At 26.3% G+C, this 21,348-nt stretch carries 18 protein-coding genes; 14 read left to right on the forward strand and 4 right to left on the reverse strand.

From position 1 onward, the window contains the following. Positions 1-41 precede the first annotated feature (41 nt). From ACH5BF_RS01300 to ACH5BF_RS01335, 8 genes are all read left to right on the forward strand, one after another. Entirely contained in the window at positions 42-992 is a 951-nt protein-coding gene (locus ACH5BF_RS01300) for a YbgA family protein (RefSeq protein ID WP_423272177.1), read from the forward strand. Beyond that, positions 992-2,338, forward strand: a complete 1,347-nt coding sequence (locus ACH5BF_RS01305; protein ID WP_423272178.1) for a cryptochrome/photolyase family protein — start codon at positions 992-994, stop codon at positions 2,336-2,338. Before ACH5BF_RS01300 ends, ACH5BF_RS01305 begins: the two co-directional genes overlap by 1 nt. Next, entirely contained in the window at positions 2,325-3,746 is a 1,422-nt protein-coding gene (locus ACH5BF_RS01310) for a phytoene desaturase family protein (protein WP_423272179.1), read from the forward strand. Before ACH5BF_RS01305 ends, ACH5BF_RS01310 begins: the two co-directional genes overlap by 14 nt. Beyond that, positions 3,733-4,734 (forward strand): sensor histidine kinase, encoded by a 1,002-nt coding sequence (locus ACH5BF_RS01315; RefSeq protein ID WP_423272180.1) that lies wholly within the window; start codon positions 3,733-3,735, stop codon positions 4,732-4,734. Before ACH5BF_RS01310 ends, ACH5BF_RS01315 begins: the two co-directional genes overlap by 14 nt. Further along, the gene (locus ACH5BF_RS01320; protein ID WP_423272181.1) at positions 4,715-5,431 is read left to right on the forward strand and encodes a LytR/AlgR family response regulator transcription factor; all 717 of its coding nucleotides are present in this window, start codon (positions 4,715-4,717) and stop codon (positions 5,429-5,431) included. The genes ACH5BF_RS01315 and ACH5BF_RS01320 overlap by 20 nt, the downstream gene beginning before the upstream one ends. A gap of 66 nt (positions 5,432-5,497) precedes the next feature. Next, positions 5,498-5,953 (forward strand): SRPBCC family protein, encoded by a 456-nt coding sequence (locus ACH5BF_RS01325; RefSeq protein WP_423272182.1) that lies wholly within the window; start codon positions 5,498-5,500, stop codon positions 5,951-5,953. After that, a complete protein-coding gene (gene hemH, locus ACH5BF_RS01330; protein WP_423272183.1) occupies positions 5,950-6,882 on the forward strand; it encodes a ferrochelatase in 933 nt (310 codons plus the stop codon). Before ACH5BF_RS01325 ends, hemH begins: the two co-directional genes overlap by 4 nt. Before the next feature lie 59 nt (positions 6,883-6,941). Continuing rightward, on the forward strand, positions 6,942-8,564 hold the full coding sequence (locus ACH5BF_RS01335) for a GGDEF domain-containing response regulator (protein ID WP_423272184.1): 1,623 nt from the start codon (positions 6,942-6,944) through the stop codon (positions 8,562-8,564). Here ACH5BF_RS01335 and ACH5BF_RS01340 read toward each other — a convergent pair. After that, positions 8,561-10,519, reverse strand: a complete 1,959-nt coding sequence (locus ACH5BF_RS01340) for a sensor histidine kinase (RefSeq protein ID WP_423272185.1) — start codon at positions 10,517-10,519, stop codon at positions 8,561-8,563. The two genes, ACH5BF_RS01335 and ACH5BF_RS01340, sit on opposite strands and share 4 nt — an antisense overlap. Positions 10,520-10,726: 207 nt before the next feature. Between ACH5BF_RS01340 and ACH5BF_RS01345 the strand changes: the two genes are divergently transcribed. After that, the gene (locus ACH5BF_RS01345) at positions 10,727-12,718 is read left to right on the forward strand and encodes an EAL domain-containing protein (RefSeq protein WP_423272187.1); all 1,992 of its coding nucleotides are present in this window, start codon (positions 10,727-10,729) and stop codon (positions 12,716-12,718) included. Further along, positions 12,711-14,390: a sensor histidine kinase gene (locus ACH5BF_RS01350; protein ID WP_423272188.1), complete on the forward strand. Its 1,680-nt coding sequence runs from the start codon at positions 12,711-12,713 to the stop codon at positions 14,388-14,390. The genes ACH5BF_RS01345 and ACH5BF_RS01350 overlap by 8 nt, the downstream gene beginning before the upstream one ends. 60 nt (positions 14,391-14,450) lie before the next feature. On the opposite strand, the gene ACH5BF_RS01355 is transcribed toward ACH5BF_RS01350, so the two are convergent. Beyond that, on the reverse strand, positions 14,451-14,726 hold the full coding sequence (locus ACH5BF_RS01355) for an HU family DNA-binding protein (RefSeq protein ID WP_423272190.1): 276 nt from the start codon (positions 14,724-14,726) through the stop codon (positions 14,451-14,453). 123 nt (positions 14,727-14,849) lie between these two features. Further along, positions 14,850-15,428 (reverse strand): class II aldolase and adducin N-terminal domain-containing protein, encoded by a 579-nt coding sequence (locus tag ACH5BF_RS01360; protein WP_423272191.1) that lies wholly within the window; start codon positions 15,426-15,428, stop codon positions 14,850-14,852. A 61-nt stretch (positions 15,429-15,489) separates the two neighbouring features. On the opposite strand from ACH5BF_RS01360, the gene rsmH reads away from it, so the two are divergent. The 4 genes from rsmH to ACH5BF_RS01380 are packed head-to-tail and all read left to right on the forward strand — an operon-like array spanning position 15,490 to position 20,484. After that, entirely contained in the window at positions 15,490-16,392 is a 903-nt protein-coding gene (rsmH, locus tag ACH5BF_RS01365) for a 16S rRNA (cytosine(1402)-N(4))-methyltransferase RsmH (protein WP_423272192.1), read from the forward strand. Continuing rightward, positions 16,385-16,645, forward strand: a complete 261-nt coding sequence (locus tag ACH5BF_RS01370; protein ID WP_423272194.1) for a hypothetical protein — start codon at positions 16,385-16,387, stop codon at positions 16,643-16,645. The genes rsmH and ACH5BF_RS01370 overlap by 8 nt, the downstream gene beginning before the upstream one ends. Then, positions 16,635-19,724 carry an efflux RND transporter permease subunit gene (locus ACH5BF_RS01375; protein WP_423272195.1) on the forward strand — a complete coding sequence of 1,030 codons (3,090 nt, stop codon included), beginning with the start codon at positions 16,635-16,637 and terminating at the stop codon, positions 19,722-19,724. Before ACH5BF_RS01370 ends, ACH5BF_RS01375 begins: the two co-directional genes overlap by 11 nt. Then, positions 19,714-20,484 carry a hypothetical protein gene (locus tag ACH5BF_RS01380; RefSeq protein ID WP_423272196.1) on the forward strand — a complete coding sequence of 257 codons (771 nt, stop codon included), beginning with the start codon at positions 19,714-19,716 and terminating at the stop codon, positions 20,482-20,484. Before ACH5BF_RS01375 ends, ACH5BF_RS01380 begins: the two co-directional genes overlap by 11 nt. On the opposite strand, the gene sigJ is transcribed toward ACH5BF_RS01380, so the two are convergent. Further along, complete coding sequence (sigJ, locus tag ACH5BF_RS01385) at positions 20,458-21,345, reverse strand: RNA polymerase sigma factor SigJ (RefSeq protein ID WP_423272197.1); 888 nt, start codon at positions 21,343-21,345, stop codon at positions 20,458-20,460. The genes ACH5BF_RS01380 and sigJ overlap by 27 nt on opposite strands. Positions 21,346-21,348: the final 3 nt, after the last annotated feature.

Below are 21,348 nucleotides of genomic sequence, written 5' to 3' on the forward strand. Positions count from 1 at the left end.
ATTCTTTTTTATTATAAAATTAAAATAAAAAAGGATTTATTATGAAACTTGGAGTATCAGCTTGTTTATTAGGGAGCATGTGTCGATATGATGGAACAAATTCAAAAGATGGTTTCATAGTAAATACTTTAGGAAACTATTTTGATTTTGAACCATACTGTCCTGAAGCAGAAGTATTTGGAACACCAAGACCAACAATTAGATTAGTTGAAAAAGATAATGACATAAGAGTAGTTACAACTTATGAAAAAGAAGATTTAACTGATGTTTTAGATGAGTCTTGTGAGAAAAATGCTAATAGAATTAAAAATGATTACTTATGTGGATTTATTTTAAAAGCTAGTTCACCAACTTGTGGCTTAGAAAGAGTAAAAGTTTATAAAGAGATAAATGCACCAAGTGAGAAAAAAGGTGTTGGAAGATTCGCTGCTAAAATAAAAGAAAAGTATCCTTACTTACCAATAGAAGAAGAGGGTAGATTAAAAGATGCCTGGCTTAGAGAAAACTTCTTGATGCAAATATTTGCTTATAGAGATTTACATGAGTTTATTGATACTAAACCTAGCTTCAATGATTTAGTAGAGTTTCATACTCAATATAAATATTTAATTTATGCAAAATCAACAAATGCTTACAAAGAGTTAGGAAATATTGTAGCTAATCATGACAAAAGAGAAGTAGATGAGGTTTTAGAAGAGTATAAAGAAGCTTTCTTAAAAGCTATAAATGAAAAAGGTAGCATTAAAAAAACTTACAATGTTTTATTACATATATTTGGATACTTTAAAAAGCTTATTTCTAAAGAAGAGAAAGAAGAAATCTTAGAGTCTATTGAAGATTATAGAGCTAAACTTATACCTTTAATTGCAGTAATTAAAATCATAAAAGTTTATACAAAAAGATTTGATGTTACATATTTAAAATCACAAAAGTTTTTAAATCCATATCCAAAAGAGCTAGCTTTAAGATCTGATGTAAAGGCTTATAAGTAATGAAACAGATTTTATGGTTTAGAAGAGACCTAAGGGTTACAAATAGTGCAATACTATCAAAAGCAAAAGATGAGGTATTGCCTATTTTTATTTTTGATACAAATATTTTAGACTTACTTCAAAAAGATGATAAAAGAGTAAGTTTTATTTATAAATCTGTAATAGAGTTAAAAAAACAGTTAAAAAGTTTAGGTTTAGATTTAGCGATTTTTTATGGTAAGCCAGTAGAAGTTTTTTCAAAACTTAAAACTTTAGGTTTTGATGAGATTTTATGCTCTTGTGATTTTGACTCTTATGCAAAAAAAAGAGATATAGAAGTTGAAAAAATCATACCTCTTAGAAGGTATAGTGATTCATATATCATAAAACCTTGGAATGCTTTAAAAAAGGATGGAACACCTTATAAAGTATTTACACCTTTTTATAAAAATCTTTCTTTTCTATGGCAAAGTGATGCTTTGGAAGAGTTTGAAATAAACAAGAAACTAAAACTAATAGCTTTTGATTATAAACAAATACCTACTTTAAAGCAAATGGGTTTTGATGAAGTTTCTCTTCCTTCTTTTCTAAATAAAACAGCAAATGAATTAATAGATGAGTTCTCATTAAAAATAGAAGATTATGAAGAAGATAGGGACATATTTTATAAAAGTGCAACTTCTTCATTGGCAGTTCATTTAAGATTTGGGCTTATATCTCCTGTAGAAGTTTTTAATAAAATCAAAAAGTTAAAGGGTGCAAATAGTGAGTTTTTTGTAAGAGAGCTTTTTTGGAGAGAGTTTTATAACTATATTTTATTTCATTTTCCAAATAGTGAGTTTGAGAATTTTAATACACTAGAAGTTCCTTGGAATAAAAATGAAGAAGATTTTCAAAGATGGTGTGAAGGTAAAACAGGAGTTCCATTAATAGATGCAGCAATGATTCACTTTAATCAAACTGGAACTATGCATAATAGATTAAGAATGATAGTATCATCTTTTTTAACAAAAAATCTTTTAATTGATTGGAGAAAAGGGGAAAGATATTTTGCTTCAAAACTTTTAGATTATGATGCAAGTGCAAATATTGGTTCGTGGCAGTGGGCAGCAAGTACTGGTGCTGATAGTGTTCCTTATTTTAGAATATTTAATCCTTATTCTCAAAGTGCTAAGTTTGATAAAGAAGGGCTTTTTATAAAAAGTGTAATTCCTAAACTAAAAGATGTAGATCCTAAACTTTTCCATAAAGAAGGAGCTTTAGCAAATAGTTTATTTGTAGATTATGTAAAACCTATGGTCTCAATTGAACTTTCAAGAAAAAGAGCTCTGGAGGCTTTCAAAGGAGCTAAAAATGAAAAAGCTTGATATAGCTGTAGTTGGCTCAGGAATAGGAGGAAGTTTAATATCTTCTTTAAATAGCAATAAAAATTTAGTTTTATTTGAAAGGGATAAAAATCTTGGTGGATGTGCAAGTACTTTTAAAAGATTTGGAAGTTACTTTAATGCAGGAGCGACAACTTTTGTAGGCTATGAAGAAAAACATCCAATAAAAGAGATTTTTGATGAGATTGATTTTAAACCTGATTTATTAAAAAGTGAAGTTGCAATCAGAACAATCCAAAATAAAAAAGTTTTAGATAGAACAAAAGATTTTGATAAATTTTTAGAAGAAATAAATAAGGTTTATCCAAATAAAAACAATGAACTTTTTTGGAGAACATTAAAAGGTATAGATGAAAAGTTTTGGAATTTAAAAAAGCTTTATTTTGCAAAATACAGCCTAAAAGCTTATATAAAAAGTGCAGTTTTTGTAGCTGAACTTTTAAAAGAGTTTAAATTAGATATTTTTAAAAGTGCAAAAGGGTTTATCTCATCAACTTTAGGAAATATAAGTCAAGAGTATCAAAGTTTCATTGATGCACAACTTTTTATCACAGTTCAAACAACTTCAGAAAATATCCCTTTGCTTTCAATGGCTTTGGGACTTTCTTATCCTTTTCATGATGTTTATTATGTAAATAAAGGAATGGGACATATTTTTGATGGTATTTTAAAGAATGTAGAAACCCATAATAAAGAAGAAGTTTTAAAAATAATAAGAAAAGAAGATGAATATTTAGTTAAAACAAATAAGGATGAATATTTATGTAAAAAAGTTATTTTAAACTCTACAGTTTTTGATAGTAGTTCTTTATTTGAAGATGAAAAAATAAAAAACTATTACAGCTCTTTTAAGTTTAATGACCAGAGTGCATTTGTTGTTTATTTAAAACTTGACATCAAGCCTGAACTTATTCATCATTATCAAATAATTTTAAATAAGAATATTCCAAACTCTATTTCAAACTCTTTTTTTGTATCTTTTTCAGATATTAATGATGAAGTTTTAAGTTCAAAAGGTTTAAGTATTACTATTTCTACGCATACCAAAGCAAACTTTTGGAAAGATTTAACAACTAGTGAGTATGAAACTAAAAAACTTGAAACAATGAATTATATTATAGAAGAATTTTTAAATAATTTTGATATTATAGATAAAGATAATATTAAAACAGCTTTTAGTGCAACATCAACAACTTTTAACAGCTATATAAATAGATTTAATTGTGGAGGAAGTGCTATTAGCATAAAAAATGCTTTGAGCTTGCCATCATGTAAAACACCATTTAAAGGACTTTATAATGTGGGTGATACAGTTTTTGCGGGGCAGGGGTGGCCAGGAGTTGCACTTGGTGTCAAAGTTTTACATAAGGAAATAAATGAAGAGTTTTGAGCTTAAAGTATCTGTTCAAGATTGGATTTATATAATTATAATAGCTGCTTTTTTTGGCTTTTTAATCTCTTTGGTTTTCTATTTTTTAAATGAAGACTTACAACGAACTTCTACAATTATTTTTAGTACATTAAGTGCTATAACAATTTCTATTTTTGCATCTGTATTAATAACTATTTCAAATAACTTTATTCTTCCAAAAGTAAGTAAACAATTTTGGTATTTAATAAGTTTTGCATTTTCATTTTTATCAGGTGCTTTAGGTTTTCTTTTTTCATATTTTTTCTTTTCAAAATTTGATATAAAAATAATTGATTTTATTGAACCTTATGCTACTTATATTGGTATTACTATAGGATTTTTGACTTTTTTAATAGGCTTGATTTTGCATCAATTTATTTCAATGAAGTATAAAAATGAATCAATAAAAAGTGAAATTTTAGAGACAAAACTAAAAGCTTTAGAGAGTGAGTTAAATCCTCATTTTTTATTTAATGCACTTAATTCTATTAGTGAATTGATTTATATTGATAAGAAAAAGGCAGAGCAATCTGTAATAAATGTATCAAAGTTTTTAAGAAATGCTATTTATACAGACAGTTTAATTAGCTGTGAAAATGAACTTGAAATGGTAAAAACTTATGTAAATATTGAAAATACTAGATTTGAAGATAAAATAAAACTTTTTATAAATTCTAATAACTCTTGTATGAAAAAGTATGTACCAAAATTTTCTATTCAACTTTTAGTAGAAAATGCAATAAAACATGGTTATAGAGGAATAGATTTAAATATTAATATTGAGATAAAAAATGATAGGATAGAAGTTTCAAATGATGGTCGTATAAGTGAAAATGTAAATTATGGGACGGGGTTAAAAAACCTTGATAAAAGATTGCAACTTCTTGAAATTGGTAGTTTGGATTATGAAATAAAAGATAAAATGAAGTTTATAATAAGGTTAAAAAATGAAAATACTAATAGTTGATGATGAAAATTTAGCAATAAGTAGATTAAAGAGATTATTAAATGATGAGGGGATTGAAGATATTACAACTTTTACAGATCCTCAAGAGGCTTTAAAGCAGTGTACTAAAACTAGATTTGATGCAGTTTTCTTAGATATATCAATGCCTGAAATAAGTGGTTTAGATTTAGCAAATAAAATTTTAGAGTTAGAACCTAAAACATTTGTTGTATTTCAAACTGCTTATGCAGAATATGCCTTAGAGGCTTTTAAAAATGGTGGAATGGGATATTTACTTAAACCAATAGATACAGATAGCCTAAAAGAGATAATAAAAAAGATTGAAACTTATGTTGAAACATCTGTTAATAAAACAGAAGATAAAAAAATTATCGCCAAAAGAGGGGATAAAATATATTTAATAGATTTAGATGATATTTATTATATAAGAGCTGATTTAGATGAAGTAATCATAAAAATAAAAGAAACAGATGCCTATGTTAGGAAGAAAATAGGGGATTTAGAAAAACTTTTATCTAATAAAAACTTTTTTAGAATTCACAGGTCATATATCGTAAATGTGGATAAAATAAAATCTATGCAAAGTGTAGAACAATCTAAATTACAAATCTCTTTTGATGGAATTGATGAAGTTGTAACTTCTTCAAAAGATGGTGCAAAAGAGTTTAGAGAGTATTTAGAACGAAGATTATTATAAGTTGACATTTTTTATATATTAATACTCCTTCTTTATTGTTAAAATAAAACAAAAAAGGAGGGTATTATGAAAAAGTTTGAAAAAAGTACACTAATCAAATGTAGTGCAGAAGAGCTTTTTGATTTTCATACAAATACTACAAACCTTACTAAAATCACACCTCCTAATATAAAAGTAAAACTATTAACACCAGATTTCAAAGCCCAAGAAGGTGAAATCTTAAAACTAAAAAGTATTAAAAATTTTGTTCCTATAAACTGGACTGTAAAAATCTCTAAACATGAAAGACCCAAAAAGATTGTTGATATTGCATTAAAATCACCTTTTAAGTATTGGGAACATCAGCATATATTTATACAACATGAGAAATTTACAGAGTTAAAAGATGTTGTTATTTATGAAATGCCTTTTGGAATAATAGGTGAGATTTTAGAACCATTTGTTTACAGTGATTTATTAAATATGTTTGAATATCGTCATACTCAAACAAAAAAAATATTAGAAAAGAGGGAAGATAGTTGAAAAGAGCCGTAGTCTTAATGAATATGGGTGGACCAAATAATTTGAGTGAAGTAAAAGTTTTTTTACACAATATGTTTAATGATAAATATATTATATCAGCTCCACAACCAATAAGAGCAATGATTGCAAAGTTTATAATCTTTAAAAGATTAAAAGAAGCACAAGGTAACTATAAAGAGTTAGGTGGGATGTCACCAATAGTTGGGCATACAAAAAGATTAGTTAGAAGACTTAATAATATTTTAGATGCAGATGTATTTTATGAGATGAGATATACTCCACCTTTTGCAAAGGATGTACTTGAAAAAATAAAAGATTATGATGAAATTTATGCTATACCTATGTATCCACATTACTCTTCAACTACAACAAAATCATCTATAGAAGACTTAATAAAAGTTGCTAAAAAATATGGATTGGAAAATAAAATTAGAACAATAAATAGCTATTACGATAATGAGTACTATAATAAAGCAATAGTTGAAAGAATAAAAGAGACATTAAAAAAAGAAGATTCAAAAGAGTTTGAATTGATTTTTTCTGCTCATGGACTTACACAAAGAACAATAGATAAAGGTGATTTATATCAAAAACATATTTTAGCAAATGTAGAATGTGCTAAAAAAGAACTTCAAAAACAAGGAATAGTGTTTAAGAAAATACATGTGGCATACCAATCAAGACTAGGTCCTATGGAATGGCTTAGACCCTATATGGAAGATAAACTAAAAGAGATAGATTCAAAAGTTATTATCTATCCTATATCTTTTACAGTTGATAATTCAGAAACCGAGTTTGAGCTTGATGTAGAATATAAAGAAGTTGCAGATGAATTAGGAATAAAAGATTATAGAGTTGCAAGAGCTCCTAATCATCATCCATATTTTATGAAAACTATTGAGGATATTTATACTAGTTTAAAACAATAATTTTATTTTTTTCAAATTTTTATTAGTTATAATAACTAAAACTAACCTAGGGAATAACTTTGAAGAAAATATTAATAGTAGATAACTCTAATTTAATTGTTAATGTATTAGAGGAACTTTTTTTAGTTAAAAATAACTTTGAGATTTACAAGGCTAAGAGTCTAGCTGAAGTTGAAGACCTAATCTTTTCAAACAGCTTTTTTTTGGCTATCTCAAATTTAGTTTTACCAGATGCTTTAAATGGTGAACTTTTAGAAACTTTTAAAAATGCAAATATACCTACTATAGTATTAAGCTCAAAAATTGATGATAACTTTATGAATAAGATTGATAATCTAAATATTATTGATTATGTATCAAAAGATTCTATTCACGGATTAGAAAGTGTTCATGAGCTTGTGGAATTACTTTTATATATTAAAGATACCCAAGTTTTAGTTGTTGAAGATTCTCAAGTCGTAGCTACTCAAATTAAATCCCTATTACAAACACTTTTTTTAAATGTTAAGACAGTTTCAAATGGTAATGAAGCACTAAACTGTTTAAATGAAAACAAAGATATAAAAATGGTTATTACTGATTATAGTATGCCCCAAATGAATGGTTTGGAACTTACAAAAGCTATTAGAAAGCAAAAAGATACAGGTTCTTTACCAATTATTATAATTAGTTCTGATTCTAATCCTCAGCAAAAAATAAAACTTTTTAAAAATGGCGCAAATGATTATTTAACAAAACCTATTTTAGAAGAAGAGATAAAAGCGAAGGTTTTAGATACCTTCTCAAAAATTAAAAAAATTGAAGATATACAAAGTTTTAACAAGATTTTTGATGAAAATATAATTAGTTCTTCTACTGATATAAAAGGAACTATTCAAAGTGTTTCTGAAGCATTTTGTAGAGTATCTGGTTATAAAAAAGAGGAACTAATAGGAAAAAGTCATAATATAGTAAGGCATCCAGATATGCCAAAATCTATATACAAAGAGTTGTGGGATACTATTTCTCAAGGTAAGACTTGGAAAGGTGAGATTAAAAATCTTCGAAAAGATGGTGGTTATTATTGGGTAAAAGCCGTAATTGAGCCAAAGTTTAATAAAAGTGGTGAAATTATCGGATATTTTGCCATAAGAGAAGATATTACTGATAAGAAAAGAATTTATGAGCTTTCTATTACTGATGGTTTAACATCTTTATACAATAGAAGACACTTTAATGATACGGCACATAATTTTGTATTACAAAGTGTTAGAAATAATAAAGTTTTTGCATTTGTTTTATTGGATATTGATAATTTCAAAAAATATAATGATACTTATGGTCATCAAGATGGAGATGATGTTTTAATAGAAGTTGCAAATAGCTTAAAAAATAGTTTTAAAAGAGATGAAGATCAAGTGTTTAGGCTAGGAGGGGAAGAGTTTGGTATTTTAATAAGTTCTAAAACAAAATTAGCAGCTATGGATCTAGTTGAAGATGCAAGAGTAAATATAGAAAAACTTGCAATTAAACATGAAAAAAATCCACCTTTAAATATAGTAACAGCTTCATTTGGTGTGGTGATTATTTCTGTAGATGAAAAAAACGATATTAAGATTGATGATATTTATAAAAAAGCAGATGATATGCTTTATAAGGCTAAAGAGGCTGGAAGAAATACTATTAAGTATTTAGAGAATTAGTCATTCTCTTTGATACTTAAAGGTAAAAGGATTTCAAAACAAGCACTTTTATAAGGAGTATTTTCATGCTCTATGATATTATTGTAAGCCTTGATTTCTCCATTCATACTATTTTGAATTATTTGTTTACTCATATATAAACCAATACCAGAACCACCTTCTTCTTTTTTTGTACTAAAGTGATTATCAAAGATTTTATTTAGATTTTCTTCAATGATTCCACCACCATTATCTTCTATTTTTATTTGAAGTTTATCATCAATCTTTTTTGCACTTACATATAAAAGTTTAGTATCGCTATTTTCAAGTTTATCTAACTGTTCTTTAGCGTTTTTGATGATATTAATAAGTACTTGTAAAAGTTCATTTTCATAAGAGTAAAGTTCTACTTCATCTATATTTTTTATAATTTGAATATTATTATTTTTAAATTGAGAACTGATTAATTTAAATGTTTTATCAAAAGAGTGCTCTATTTTAAAGTAAGTAATATTTTTATTTGGATTAAAAAAGTTTCTAAAGTCATCAATTGTATCACTTAGGTTTTTTACAGAATTATCTATATTTTCAATTGCTTCATCTAGCTGCTCAACAGAGAAATTATTAAACTCTTTATTTAGTTTTAGCATCCCATTTGATGTACTTATTAAACTTAAAGGTTGTTTCCATTGATGAGCAATATTTCCAATCATTTCACCCATAGTAGCCATTTTTGATTGTTGAATTAAAAGGTTTTCTTTTTCAATTAGTTTGCTTGTTTGTTCTCTTATATCTTGTTCGTAGTTTTCAAACATTTTAGATATTTTTTTACTAATATAAAATGACAGCAGAATAAAAATAAAAGTTAATAATAAACTAAACACAATAATCTGTTTTATAGCATTATTGTTTGAGTCTAGAAGATCTTTTTTAATTTGAGCAGTATTCTTTTCTAATTCATCAAGATAAAAACCTGTTCCTATAATCCAATCCCATTCTTCAAACTTTTTTACAAATGATATTTTATTACTATTTTGCATATTATTTGTAGATGGATTTATTGTTGCTTTATATTCATAAAAGCCTTCGCTTTTTTCATTTGCAAGACTTAAAATATTTTTTACAAAATACTCACCTTCTTCATTCTTTTCATTTATTCTATTTTTTCCAACATACTCTTTGTTATAGTGTGCTAAACTCGTACCATTTTTATCAAAAAGAAAAATATAAGAGTTGTTTTCATATCTTATTTTTTGTATAAAATCTATAAGTTCTTTTTGTAGTTCTTTTTCAAACTCATCAATATATTCACCTGTTCCAATTGCAATATTAAAAGGTTCAAAATACTTATAAAAACTTATTTTTTGATATGCTTTTTCATCATCTTTATTTTTATACCAAAGATAAGAGTCAAAAGCTTCTGTTTTATTTTTGATTGTATCAATAATTTTTCTAACAAACTTATAACCCTGAGGATCTTCAAAATTATAAAAGTTTTTACCTTCTAATTCTTTATTTAAAGGTTGAAGTCTTTTTACACCATTTATATCATCAATAAAGATATATCCTCTTCCATTATTATAAATAATCCCTTCAAGGGCATATTTGATTGTATTGAAAATATGTTCTTTAGTATGCTTGTGTCCATCTTTTAAATCAATCAGTTCATTTTTATAAATATTTGTAGCAATTTGATGAGCTTCATAAACTCTGTTTTTAATTCTTTGTTTTAAAAGTTCTTCTGAATTTTGTTTTTTATCTTTTATATAATCATAAACTCTTTGTACTTCTTCTTGAACTCTATTTTTATTTCGTTCTAAATAGTTTCTTTCAGCTTTTTTTATTTCTTGTTTAAAAAAATTGTTTTTTTCTGTGATTACAATAGTTGTTATAATTATTGATAAAGTAAGTACAAAAAATAAAGGTCCATATTTTATGATCTTTAAAATACTATCTTTTTTTCTAAATTCAGACATTAGTAGGTTTTCCTTGGCAATAAAAAATAATTATAACGCATAAATGCTTTGAAATTAGATTATTATATTTAAAAATAGCTATTTAAATGTTAAGAATTTTCACAATAAAAACTATATATTCTTATAATAAAATAATTTTTGACCTAACAATGAAAAAACTGATATAATAAAATTATAGGCTAATAAATAAATTTAAAAGGTATTAAGATGATAGATTCAAATTTAGACACAATAAGTTTATTATATGTTGAAGATGATGAAATTACGAGGGATACGATAACAAGACTTCTGAAACTATCAACTCCAAATGTATATACCGCAAGCAATGGAAATGAGGCTTTATCTTTATTAAAACAAAACGAAATAGATATTATAATCACAGATATTAGAATGCCTGAAATGAATGGTTTAGAGTTTTCTAAAGTATTAAAAGATAACAATATTGAAATACCAATTATTATCACTTCTGCATACACACAAACTGATTATCTACAAGAGGCAATTGAATTACATATAGAGTCTTTTTTAGAAAAACCAATAAACTTTAAAGATTTACAATTTAAGATTATAAAAATAGCAGAGAAAATACAATCATTTAAAGAATTAGAAAAAAAGAAAATAGAGTTAGAACAGTATAAAAAAGCAATTGATGTAACAAATTTAGTTTTTTCTATTGATTTACAAGGGAATGTTGTAGAAATATCTAATAAATTATCAGAGTATCTTACATCACATTTAGAAAGCTTTGATTTTAAAAATATAAAAGATATTTTACCTCTTAGAAATATTGAAACTTTAATAAAAAAAGTAACCTCTTATAATATATATAATAAAAATTTAGTTCTAAATATTTTTGATAAGTCATATACAGTAAATTTAACAGCCTTTGCTTCAGAATTTGAGAATGAAAGAGTTAAAAGAATAAAGATTTTATTAAAGGATTTAAGTCCAATATTAAAAGAAAAAGATGAAATTATCAAAAATTTATCAATTGATACTGTTACTCAACTTAAGAATAAATATTCATTATTTAAAACTTTAAATGAATTACAAAATGAGAAATTAGCTTTAATGGTTATCGATATTGATGATTATATGAAGTATATCAAAATGTACGGATATGATGTTGCTGATAATATTTTAAAGCAAGTTGCTCTAAAAATAGATAGTTATAGTAAGTATAAAACTTTTAAACTTGATTCAGATAAGTTTGCTATTTTGATAAATGATACAAATGAACTTAATAGAGAAGAATTAAAGGTTTTTATAAAAGAGTTGGTTAGTTCTTTGGATAATTATAGTTTTGAAGTTTCAAAACATTTATATTTAGATTTAAGTTTTACTATTGGAGTTAGTATTGAATCAAAAGAAGATTTACTTGTAGAAGCACTTATTGCAAAAGATATAGCAATAAGTAAAAAACTTTCATTTATATTTTTTGATGAAGTTAAAGATATTAGGGATAATTTTTATAAAAATCTTGTTATTCAAAGAAAGATTAAAAATGCATTTGCTTCGGATAATATCATTCCATATTTTCAACCAATAGTTGACAAAAACAAGGAACTTGTAAAATATGAGTGTTTGGCAAGAGTCTATGATAAAGAAGATGATAAGATATTAGTACCTTATGAGTTTTTAGAAAATATTCAAAACTCAAAGCATTATACAAAATTTACTAAACGAATTATAAAAAAATCTTTTGAAAGTGCAAAAATCTTAGATAAAGCAATTTCTATTAATCTTTCTTTTGAAGATATCATAAACCCTGAGATTGTTCAGTTTATTGAAAATATTATGAAAGAATACTCAATAAATCTTACAATAGAACTATTGGAGAGTGAAGGTTTAAAAGATATTGAAAAAACTATAGAGTTTTGTAATTTGATGAAAAGTTTTGGAGCAAAAATTGCAATAGATGATTTTGGTTCTGGATATTCAAACTTTGAATACTTTTTTATTTTACCTATTGATATTGTAAAACTTGATGGAAGTTTAGTTAAGAAAATCTCTGAATATAGGGGTTATGTTCTTTTAGAGTCAATCATAAAGTTTTGTAAAAAATCAGAAATACAGATTATTGCAGAGTTTGTTGAAAATGAAAAAATATTTAATTTATTGATTGATTTAGGTGTAGATTTATTTCAAGGTTATTACTTTGAAAAAGCACTTCCTTTAGAAGAGATTGTAAATGAGTAAAAGAATTGATTATTTAAAGAGATTTGTATATCTTTTTATTTTAATAGGTACGACTTTATCTATTTTGATTTTGGCTGTTACTTTTTTTGAATTAGATAAATATAATAAGAAAGAAAACTTACAAAATGCAAAAACTGAGATTAATGCAAAAATAAAACTTTTTGAGCAACAATATCAACAGTATAAAGGCTTTTTAAATTCCCTTGAGAGTAATTTAATTTTTACTAATTATCTTGAAAACTCAAATAGAGTAAATAAAAATAATCTTATCTCACTTTTTAATATTTTAATGCTACATGAAAATAGTGCAACTCAATTAAGATATATTGATTTAAGTGGAAATGAGATTATAAGGCTTGAAAGAAGAATTAAAAATGACATAATAAGTGTTATTGATGAAAATAGCTTACAAAATAAAGCGCACAGAAGTTACTTTAAAGAAACAATCAATCTAAATCCAAATCAGTTATATATGTCAAAAATAGATTTAAATATAGAGCGTAATGAAATTGAAATACCTTATAAACCTGTATGGAGATTTGCAGTCCCTGTTTATTTAGAAAATGAAAAAAAAGGAATTTTGATTGTAAATTTCTTTATGGAAGAGTTTTTAAAAAAGCTACTTGAATCTTCACTATTTTATGTAAATATATTTGATCAAGATAATCATTTACTATTAAGTAGTTTTCATGAACAAAGTTGGACAAGATATTTAAATAAAGATAAATTGGATAATACAAATGAAATTGTTATTCAAAAAGAGTTGTTTAACAATATTGGGAAAGAAAAGATATTTATCTCTTTTAGTTTTAAAGAGGATGTAACAGACTTTTTCAAATATTTAAATAGTGAACTTTTCTTTCTATTGTTTCTTATAATTGTAATTGCATTTATATTAGGGAAATGGCTTTCAAATATTCCTAAAAAGTTGTTTGATGAGATTGAATTACAGCAAAAACTGTTGATACAACAGTCAAAACATTCTGCTATGGGTGAGATGATTTCTATGTTGGCTCATCAATGGAGGCAGCCTTTAAATGTTATTAGTTCTTTAATCCAAGAAATAGAAATAAAAAAAGAGATGAATATTTTAAGTGATAAAGAGTTACTTGCAAATGCTGATGAAATAAAAGCAACATTAAGACATATGTCCTTAACAATAAATGATTTTAGAGACTTTTTTAAACCAAATAAAACAAAAACTATCTTTGATATAGGTATTGCCATAAAAGAAGCAATAGGTTTAATAAAACCAAGACTTTCTAAAAACTCTATTTCATGTGAAGTAAATCTTGACAATATAAAAAATAAAACCGATATAGAAGTAAAAAATCTAGAGAATGAGTTTAAAAATGTAGTTGTAAATATTTTAAATAACTCAATTGATGCTTTTGATTCAAAAGATATTGAAAAGAAGTTAATAGAAGTTGATATTTTTTATAATAGAAAAACAAAAGAGATAAAAATAGAGTTTATTGATAATGCGGGTGGTATAGATAGTAAAATATTAGAGTCTTTGTTTAAACCTTATATAACAACTAAAGAGAATCTTAATGGTTCAGGATTAGGTTTATATATGTCAAAAATTATAATAGAGCAAAATATGCACGGGGTTATAAAAGCTTCAAATAGAGGAAATAAAGCAGTTTTTACAATAGTTCTGAAAAAATAGGACATTAAAAAAGGACTTGTAAAAAACAAGTCCTTTTCCAAGGTGTTATCAAGTGATAGATTACTTAGCTACAGCTTCTTTTAAAGCTTTTCCTACTTTGAATTTTGCAACAGTAGTAGCTGGTACTTTAACAGTTTTGTCAGTACCTGGAACTTTAGCAGTTCTCTCTGCTCTATCAGCAGTTGTAAATGTACCAAACCCAATGAAACTTACAGATTCTTTTTTCACTAAAGTTTCAGTAATTGTATCTAATACAGCGTCAACTGCACCTTTTGCATCTTTTTTAGATAAACCAGCTTTTGCTGCTACTGCATCAATAAATTCTGCTTTGTTCATAGAAGAACTCCTTGTTTTTTTATTTAAATTAAGTAAACTTTATAGTATTTAAGCTTTAGAATAGCTAAAATTAGGGGCTTTAGGGATAAAAATAATCAAAATATAAAGCTATTTTATGATTTTTTAGTCAAAAGATGTTTTAATACTTAAAAGACGACAAGAATTTTCTAGTATGGCAATCTTTTTTACAAGTTCATTAATGTCTCTATCGTAGGCGTAAGTACCTATTCCTTTTATTACCATAAGGTTATGATTACTCTCTTTTAGATACTTAGTTATTTCTAATGCATTTCTATCATACCATGTATCAAAATCTCCTGGATTATAAATTGGTATTTCTCCAAATTCTGTTTTTCCAAAAAAGTCATCAAAGATAATCGTATCATGTTCAAAAGTATAGGCAGTTGTATAAATTGGCATTCCAAAAGCTATATATTTTGCTTCATGAATATTTGAATAAATAGAAGCATGTATATGAGACTCAATACTTGCGATATTCCATCTATAATCAGGCTTATTTAAATTTAGTTCACAAAAAGACTTATCATTCATTTCATCAAAAATAGCATCTGAAGTGTTGATTAGAAAGTTTTCTTGGTCAAGTTTTGCTGAGATTGCTCCATGATAAATACCAAAGAAGTTTTTTCTAAACATTGTAAGAGATAGATTCTTCAGTAACTTAACAGTATTTTTATCAATCATTTTAAAAAGCCTTAAATATATTTTTGGATATTATATATTAATTTTAATAAGGACTGTTTTAATGCATATTCCACATATTCCTGTTTTATATAAGGAAACTTTACAAGCTTTCGAAGATATAAAAGAGGGTTTTATAATAGATTGTACCACTGGATTTGGTGGACATAGTTTTGGTTTATTATCACAAAATGATAGTGTAAATTTAATTTGTAATGACCAAGATGATGAAGCTTTAAATTTTAGTAAAAATAGACTAGAAGAGTTTAGTTCAAGAGTAACTTTTAATAAAGGTAACTTTGAACATGTATTTGAAAAATTCAAAGATTATGATATTAGAGGTATTTTAGCTGATATTGGTGTATCATCACTACAACTTGATAAACTTGATAGAGGTTTTGGTTTTGAGAGTGAAACTTTAGATATGAGAATGAATCAAGAACAAGCATTAGATGCTTCAACTGTTGTAAATACATATTCTCAAAGTGAACTTGAAAGAGTATTTAAAGAGTATGGAGAAGTTCGAGAGTATAAAAAAGTTGCTTCATTAATAGTAAATAATAGACCATTTTCAACTTCAAAAGAGCTAGCAGAGTTTTTATCAAAAAAAATGCACAAAGGAAAAATTCATCCAGCAACACTACCTTTTCAAGGAATTAGAATAGAAGTAAATGATGAATTGGGAGTTTTAACTAGACTTTTTGATTCAATAGAGGCTTCAAAACCAAAAAATTGTACAGTTGCTATTATCTCTTTTCACTCACTTGAAGATAGAATTGTAAAAAACTATTTTAAAAAGTGGAGTAAATCTTGTATTTGTCCTTCAGATGCTTTTAGATGTACTTGTGGAAATGACCATGCTTTAGGAAAAGTAGTTACAAGAAAACCAATAATACCTACTAAAGAAGAGATAAAACAAAACCCAAGAAGTAGAAGTTCAAAGTTAAGGATTTTTAAATTTGATTAAGTTAAATGCTACTAATTCTTTAATTATTGTATTTACCATATTAATATTTGCAGTGATGGTTTATTTCCCAAAAATATATCTTAGAAATAATATATATTATGTAAGTAAGGATGTAAATAAATTATATGCACACTATATTTCACTTCAAGAAGAGAATAGATTCTTATCTCAACAGCTTGAAGATATGAAATTTAAAAATCAAATTATAGATTCACTTTTATTTAACCCTTTAAAGTTAGAAAATGATAAGTAGTATTATAGATTTTTCTTTAAGAAAACCCATTCTAAACCATCTATTATTACTATTTGTATTTTTACTAGCTTTTTTTGCATACTTTAAAATTCCAAAAGAGATTTTCCCTCCCTCAGCTTTGGAAGCAGTTTCTATTAGTGGCTCTTATGTGGGAGCTAGTTCTGAACTACTTGATAAAATAGCAGTTAGTGATATAGAAGATGAACTTCTAGGATTAAGTGCAGCAAGTAAAATCTCTTCAACAATTAAAAATGGTTTTTTTACTATCAAAGTTGATTTAAAAGATGGTGAAAAACCAGAAGATGTTGTAAATGATGTAAAAGATATAGTTGCAAAAGTAAAACCAAATCTTCCAAGTGATATGGATGAACCAACTGTTAAAACTATGGAACACGCTTTTCCATTGATTACAGTTGCTGTTTATTCAAAAGATAAAAAAGCCTCAAAAGAGTATCTAATAGAAGTAGCTGAGGATGTAAAATCTGAAATTATGAAGCTTAAAGATTTATCTGAGGTAAATGTCTTAGGTAAAAGTGATAAAGAGCTTTTGATTACTTTTAATGATGAAAAAATAGAAGCTTATGGTTTAAATAAACTATCTGTTATAAATGCCGTTCAAAATATAAGTACAATTTTTCCCGTAGGTATCATCAAAGATAGTAGTAGGCACTACTACTTATCAACTTTTAATGGTTCAAAAAATATTGAAAACATTAGAAATACCATTTTAAAAATTGATGGGAAAAGATTATATTTAAAAGATATTGCAACTGTTAAGTTTACTTTAGCAGATGTTGCAAATATCTCTCACTTTAATGCAAATGAAAATATTGCTATTAGTATTAACAAAGGTTTTGAAGGTGATTCAATAGAGCTAGTAAAACAAATCAAAGAGATTACAAAAGCTTACGAGCAAAGATATGAAAATCTTGATTTTGACACTTACATTGATACTTCTATTTGGATTAAAAACAGACTTAATACTGTTGTTTCAAATATCTTATTTGGTTTATGTTTACTGTTTATTGCTCTGTTTATTTTTATAAATGTAAGAATTGCTTTGGTTATTGCTATTGGTATTCCAACTTCATTTATGATAGGGCTTATCTCAGCTGACTATTTAGGATATAGTTTAAATATGCTTTCACTTTTAGGTGCTTTAATAGCCCTTGGTATGCTTGTGGATGAGGCTATTGTAGTTGGTGAGAATATTTACAGACACTTAGAAATGGGTAAAGATAGGTTTACAGCAGCAAAAGAAGGTGCTATTGAGATGTATCCTGCTGTTTTAACAGCAACAGCAACTACAGTATTTGCATTTTTACCAATACTTCTAATGACAGGTGAAGTAGGGAAGTTTATGCAAATACTTCCAATTATGATTACTATTTTACTTATAAGCTCCCTTGTTGAAGCCTTTTTCTTTTTACCACTTCATGCAAAAGAGATTTTAAAAGTAAGTAAAGATGAAAGAAAATCTCACAAGGTTTGGGATTTTAACTATAGACTTTATGGAAATATCTTGGACTTTTTATTAAAAGGGAGATTTTTAGCTTTATTTGTTTTAGTAGGCTCTATTATCTTTGGAACAATTTTTGTTTTTAAAACACAAAAGTTTGAGTTTATGCCAGCCTTTGATTCAACACAAGTTTATATAACAGGTTCCGTTGGTGTTGGTAAAAAAGTTGAGCAAACAGAAGAAGAAGTTTATAAAATAGAAAGAAAAATACTTGAAAGTATGGATATGGATAAAACTTTGAGTTCTGTAACTTCAGTTACGGGAATGAAACTAGATGGGAAAAACCAACCTCACAATGAAGAGTTTTATTTTCATATATTTGTAAACTTAAATGAAAGAGCACCTGTAAACGTATTTGAAACATATATAAACCCTTATCTTTCACCTAAATATGATGATACTAATATGATTAGAACTATTGATGCCCAAACTGTTGTAAAGCAGTTAAAAGAGGTCTTAAAAGATGATATTAGTTCAAATAGATTTGATGAATTAAAAGTGTTTGTACCTCAAGCTGGAATTGTAAAAAATGATGTAGAAATTGCACTTTCTGGAGATAATGATAAGGTTTTAGAAGCTGTAGCTTCACTAAAGAAGAGTTTAGGACAGATTAAAGGAGTATCAAATATAGCTGATGATGCCCTTACTGGTAACTATGAGCTAAAACTAAAAGTAAACTCTTATGGAAATGAATTAGGAATTACAGAACAGACTATTTTAAATGAGTTAAGACCTTTTTACTTTAAAGGTAGTTACTCAAAAATGTTTGATGATAAGGGAATAGTAGAGATTGTATTTCAAAGCAATTCAAAAGATATTTTAAATAGTTTAGATAGCTTTACAGTTACAACTTCAAGTAATCAAAAAGTACTTTTAAAGGAAGTTGTAGAGTTTATAAAAATACCTGCATATTCTCAAATCTTTAAAGAAAACAATGCTCAAATTATAAGCGTAACAGCCTCTTTAGATGAAATAACATCAGCAGAAGTTTTTGAAAAACTAAAAGACGAAATCAAACTTTTATCTCAAAGCGTAAAGCTTGAAATAAAAGGTGAACAGCAAGAAAATGAAAAGGTTCAAAAAGAGATGGGGCAAGCTGCTTTAATAGCTTTGATTTTAATCTTTATAGCCTTAGTTTGGATGTTTGATTCAATTATAAAACCTTTTATTATTATAAGTACTATTCCTTTATCAATGCTTGGTGTTTTAATAGGGCATGTAGTAATGGATATAAATCTTACTATGCCAAGTATGATTGGTATGGTAGGGCTTGCAGGGGTTATAGTAAATGATGGGATTATTATGATGGACTTTATTAAAAAAGCTAAAACTCTACCTGAATTAGAAGAGTATGCAAAAATGAGATTAAGACCTATTTTATTAACTTCTGTTACTACAATCTTGGGATTAAGTAGTCTTATTTTCTTTGCTTCTGGACAAGCTTTAATCCTTCAGCCAATGGCAGTTGCTTTAGGTTTTGGTATTTTATGGGCTACTGTTCTTAATCTTTATTATGTACCTATGCTTTATAGGCTTATATATCTAAGAAATGCAAGATAGATATAGCGGTGATGTAGGTGATTTTGGAAAATTTCACCTACTTAGATTTTTACTAAATAATCAAGAGTATAATCTATCGCAGATTTGGTATATGTATCCAGATGAAACCCATAATAATGATGGTTTATATATCAACTATTTTGAAAAAGTAAAAAAGTTTGATTATGAACTTGAAGAAAAACTTTTAGAAATCACTCAAACAAATAGATGTGTAAAAGCTTTGGAAGAATCAAAGCTTGTAAAAAATACAAAATACTTTTCTTTATATGTAAATGAAAATGCAAAAGATGATTTAGTTTATAGAAAAGCTTGGTTTCAAAAAGCTTTAAAGTTTAGTGAAAACAGTGATTTTATTGCAGTTGATCCAGATAATGGAGTAGCTACAAAACTCATCAAAAAAGATGAAACAAAAGATATAAAAATTCAAAGCTTTGAAGATTTTAAAACAAAAAGTAAAGCTGGAAAATATATCTTTGATGAAGAGATTAAACACTTATACAAAAACTGCAAGTGTTTAATAATATACCATCATTTAAACAGAACCATGAGTCATGATAAACAAATAGAGATTTTAAAATCAAAATTTGAAAAAGAGTATAAAAAAGTGTTTGCTATAAAACATAAACCGTACTCTCCAAGGGTATTTTTCTTTTTATGTAGTTGCGATGAAGTAGCAAGTTTTCTTGAAAAGAGACTAAAAGAGTTTGAAAACTCTTTTAGTATTCATTGGAAGTTATTTGATACTATCAAAGTACTTTAATTTATCAGGATTTCTAAGTGCGAAGATATTTAAAATCATATTATCTTTTATTTCAAAACTGTAAGATGTAATAACTTTTCCATTTTCTTTTAGAATTACGCCTAAAGAACCATTGAACCAAATAGTGCTAATTTCTACATCATTTTTATTTGAAGCCTCAAATAGATGTTTTGTAACTTTTACTAAGAACTTACTAATATAGTCATTATCACCATATAAAACTTTTCTTGCTGCTATTGCTTTTCCTCCACCATCAGAATATAAGCTAACTTCTTCTTTAAACATATTTCTCAGCTCTTCAAAATCTCCTTCTTTCAAAGCTTTTAAAAATGAATTTGTAAGTTTTATATGTTCTTGTTTTGTAGGAGTATACTTCTTCTTTTTAGTTTGTAGTTTTTTATTTGCTCTTGAGTTTAACTGTCTACTATTTTGAATAGAAGTATCTAGAATATCAGCTATTTCTTTATGTTTGAATTCAAATAGATCATGTAAAATATAGGCAATTCTCTCTTTTATAGATAGCTTTTCCATCAAAACTAAAAGTGCCATTGATAGGCTTTCATCAAGTTCTATTTCATTGTTTTGATGAGCTTTTTCTTCTATAAATGGTTCTGGAAGCCAAGTTCCTATATATACTTCTCTTTTACTTTTAGCACTTCTTAAAAAATCCAAGGCTAAATTAGTAGCAACTTTAAACAACCAAGCTTTTGTGTTTTCTATTTCATCATGTTTTTTACCAATAAAGCGAATAATCGTTTCTTGAACAATATCTTTAGCCTCCTCTTGTGAGCCTATTATTTTGTATACATATGAAATAAGAGAGTTTCTATACTCTTGTGTTTGTGCTACTAATTCATTCATGAT

The sequence above is a fragment of the Arcobacter pernae genome, from assembly GCF_049472135.1.
Lineage (GTDB): Bacteria > Campylobacterota > Campylobacteria > Campylobacterales > Arcobacteraceae > Arcobacter_B.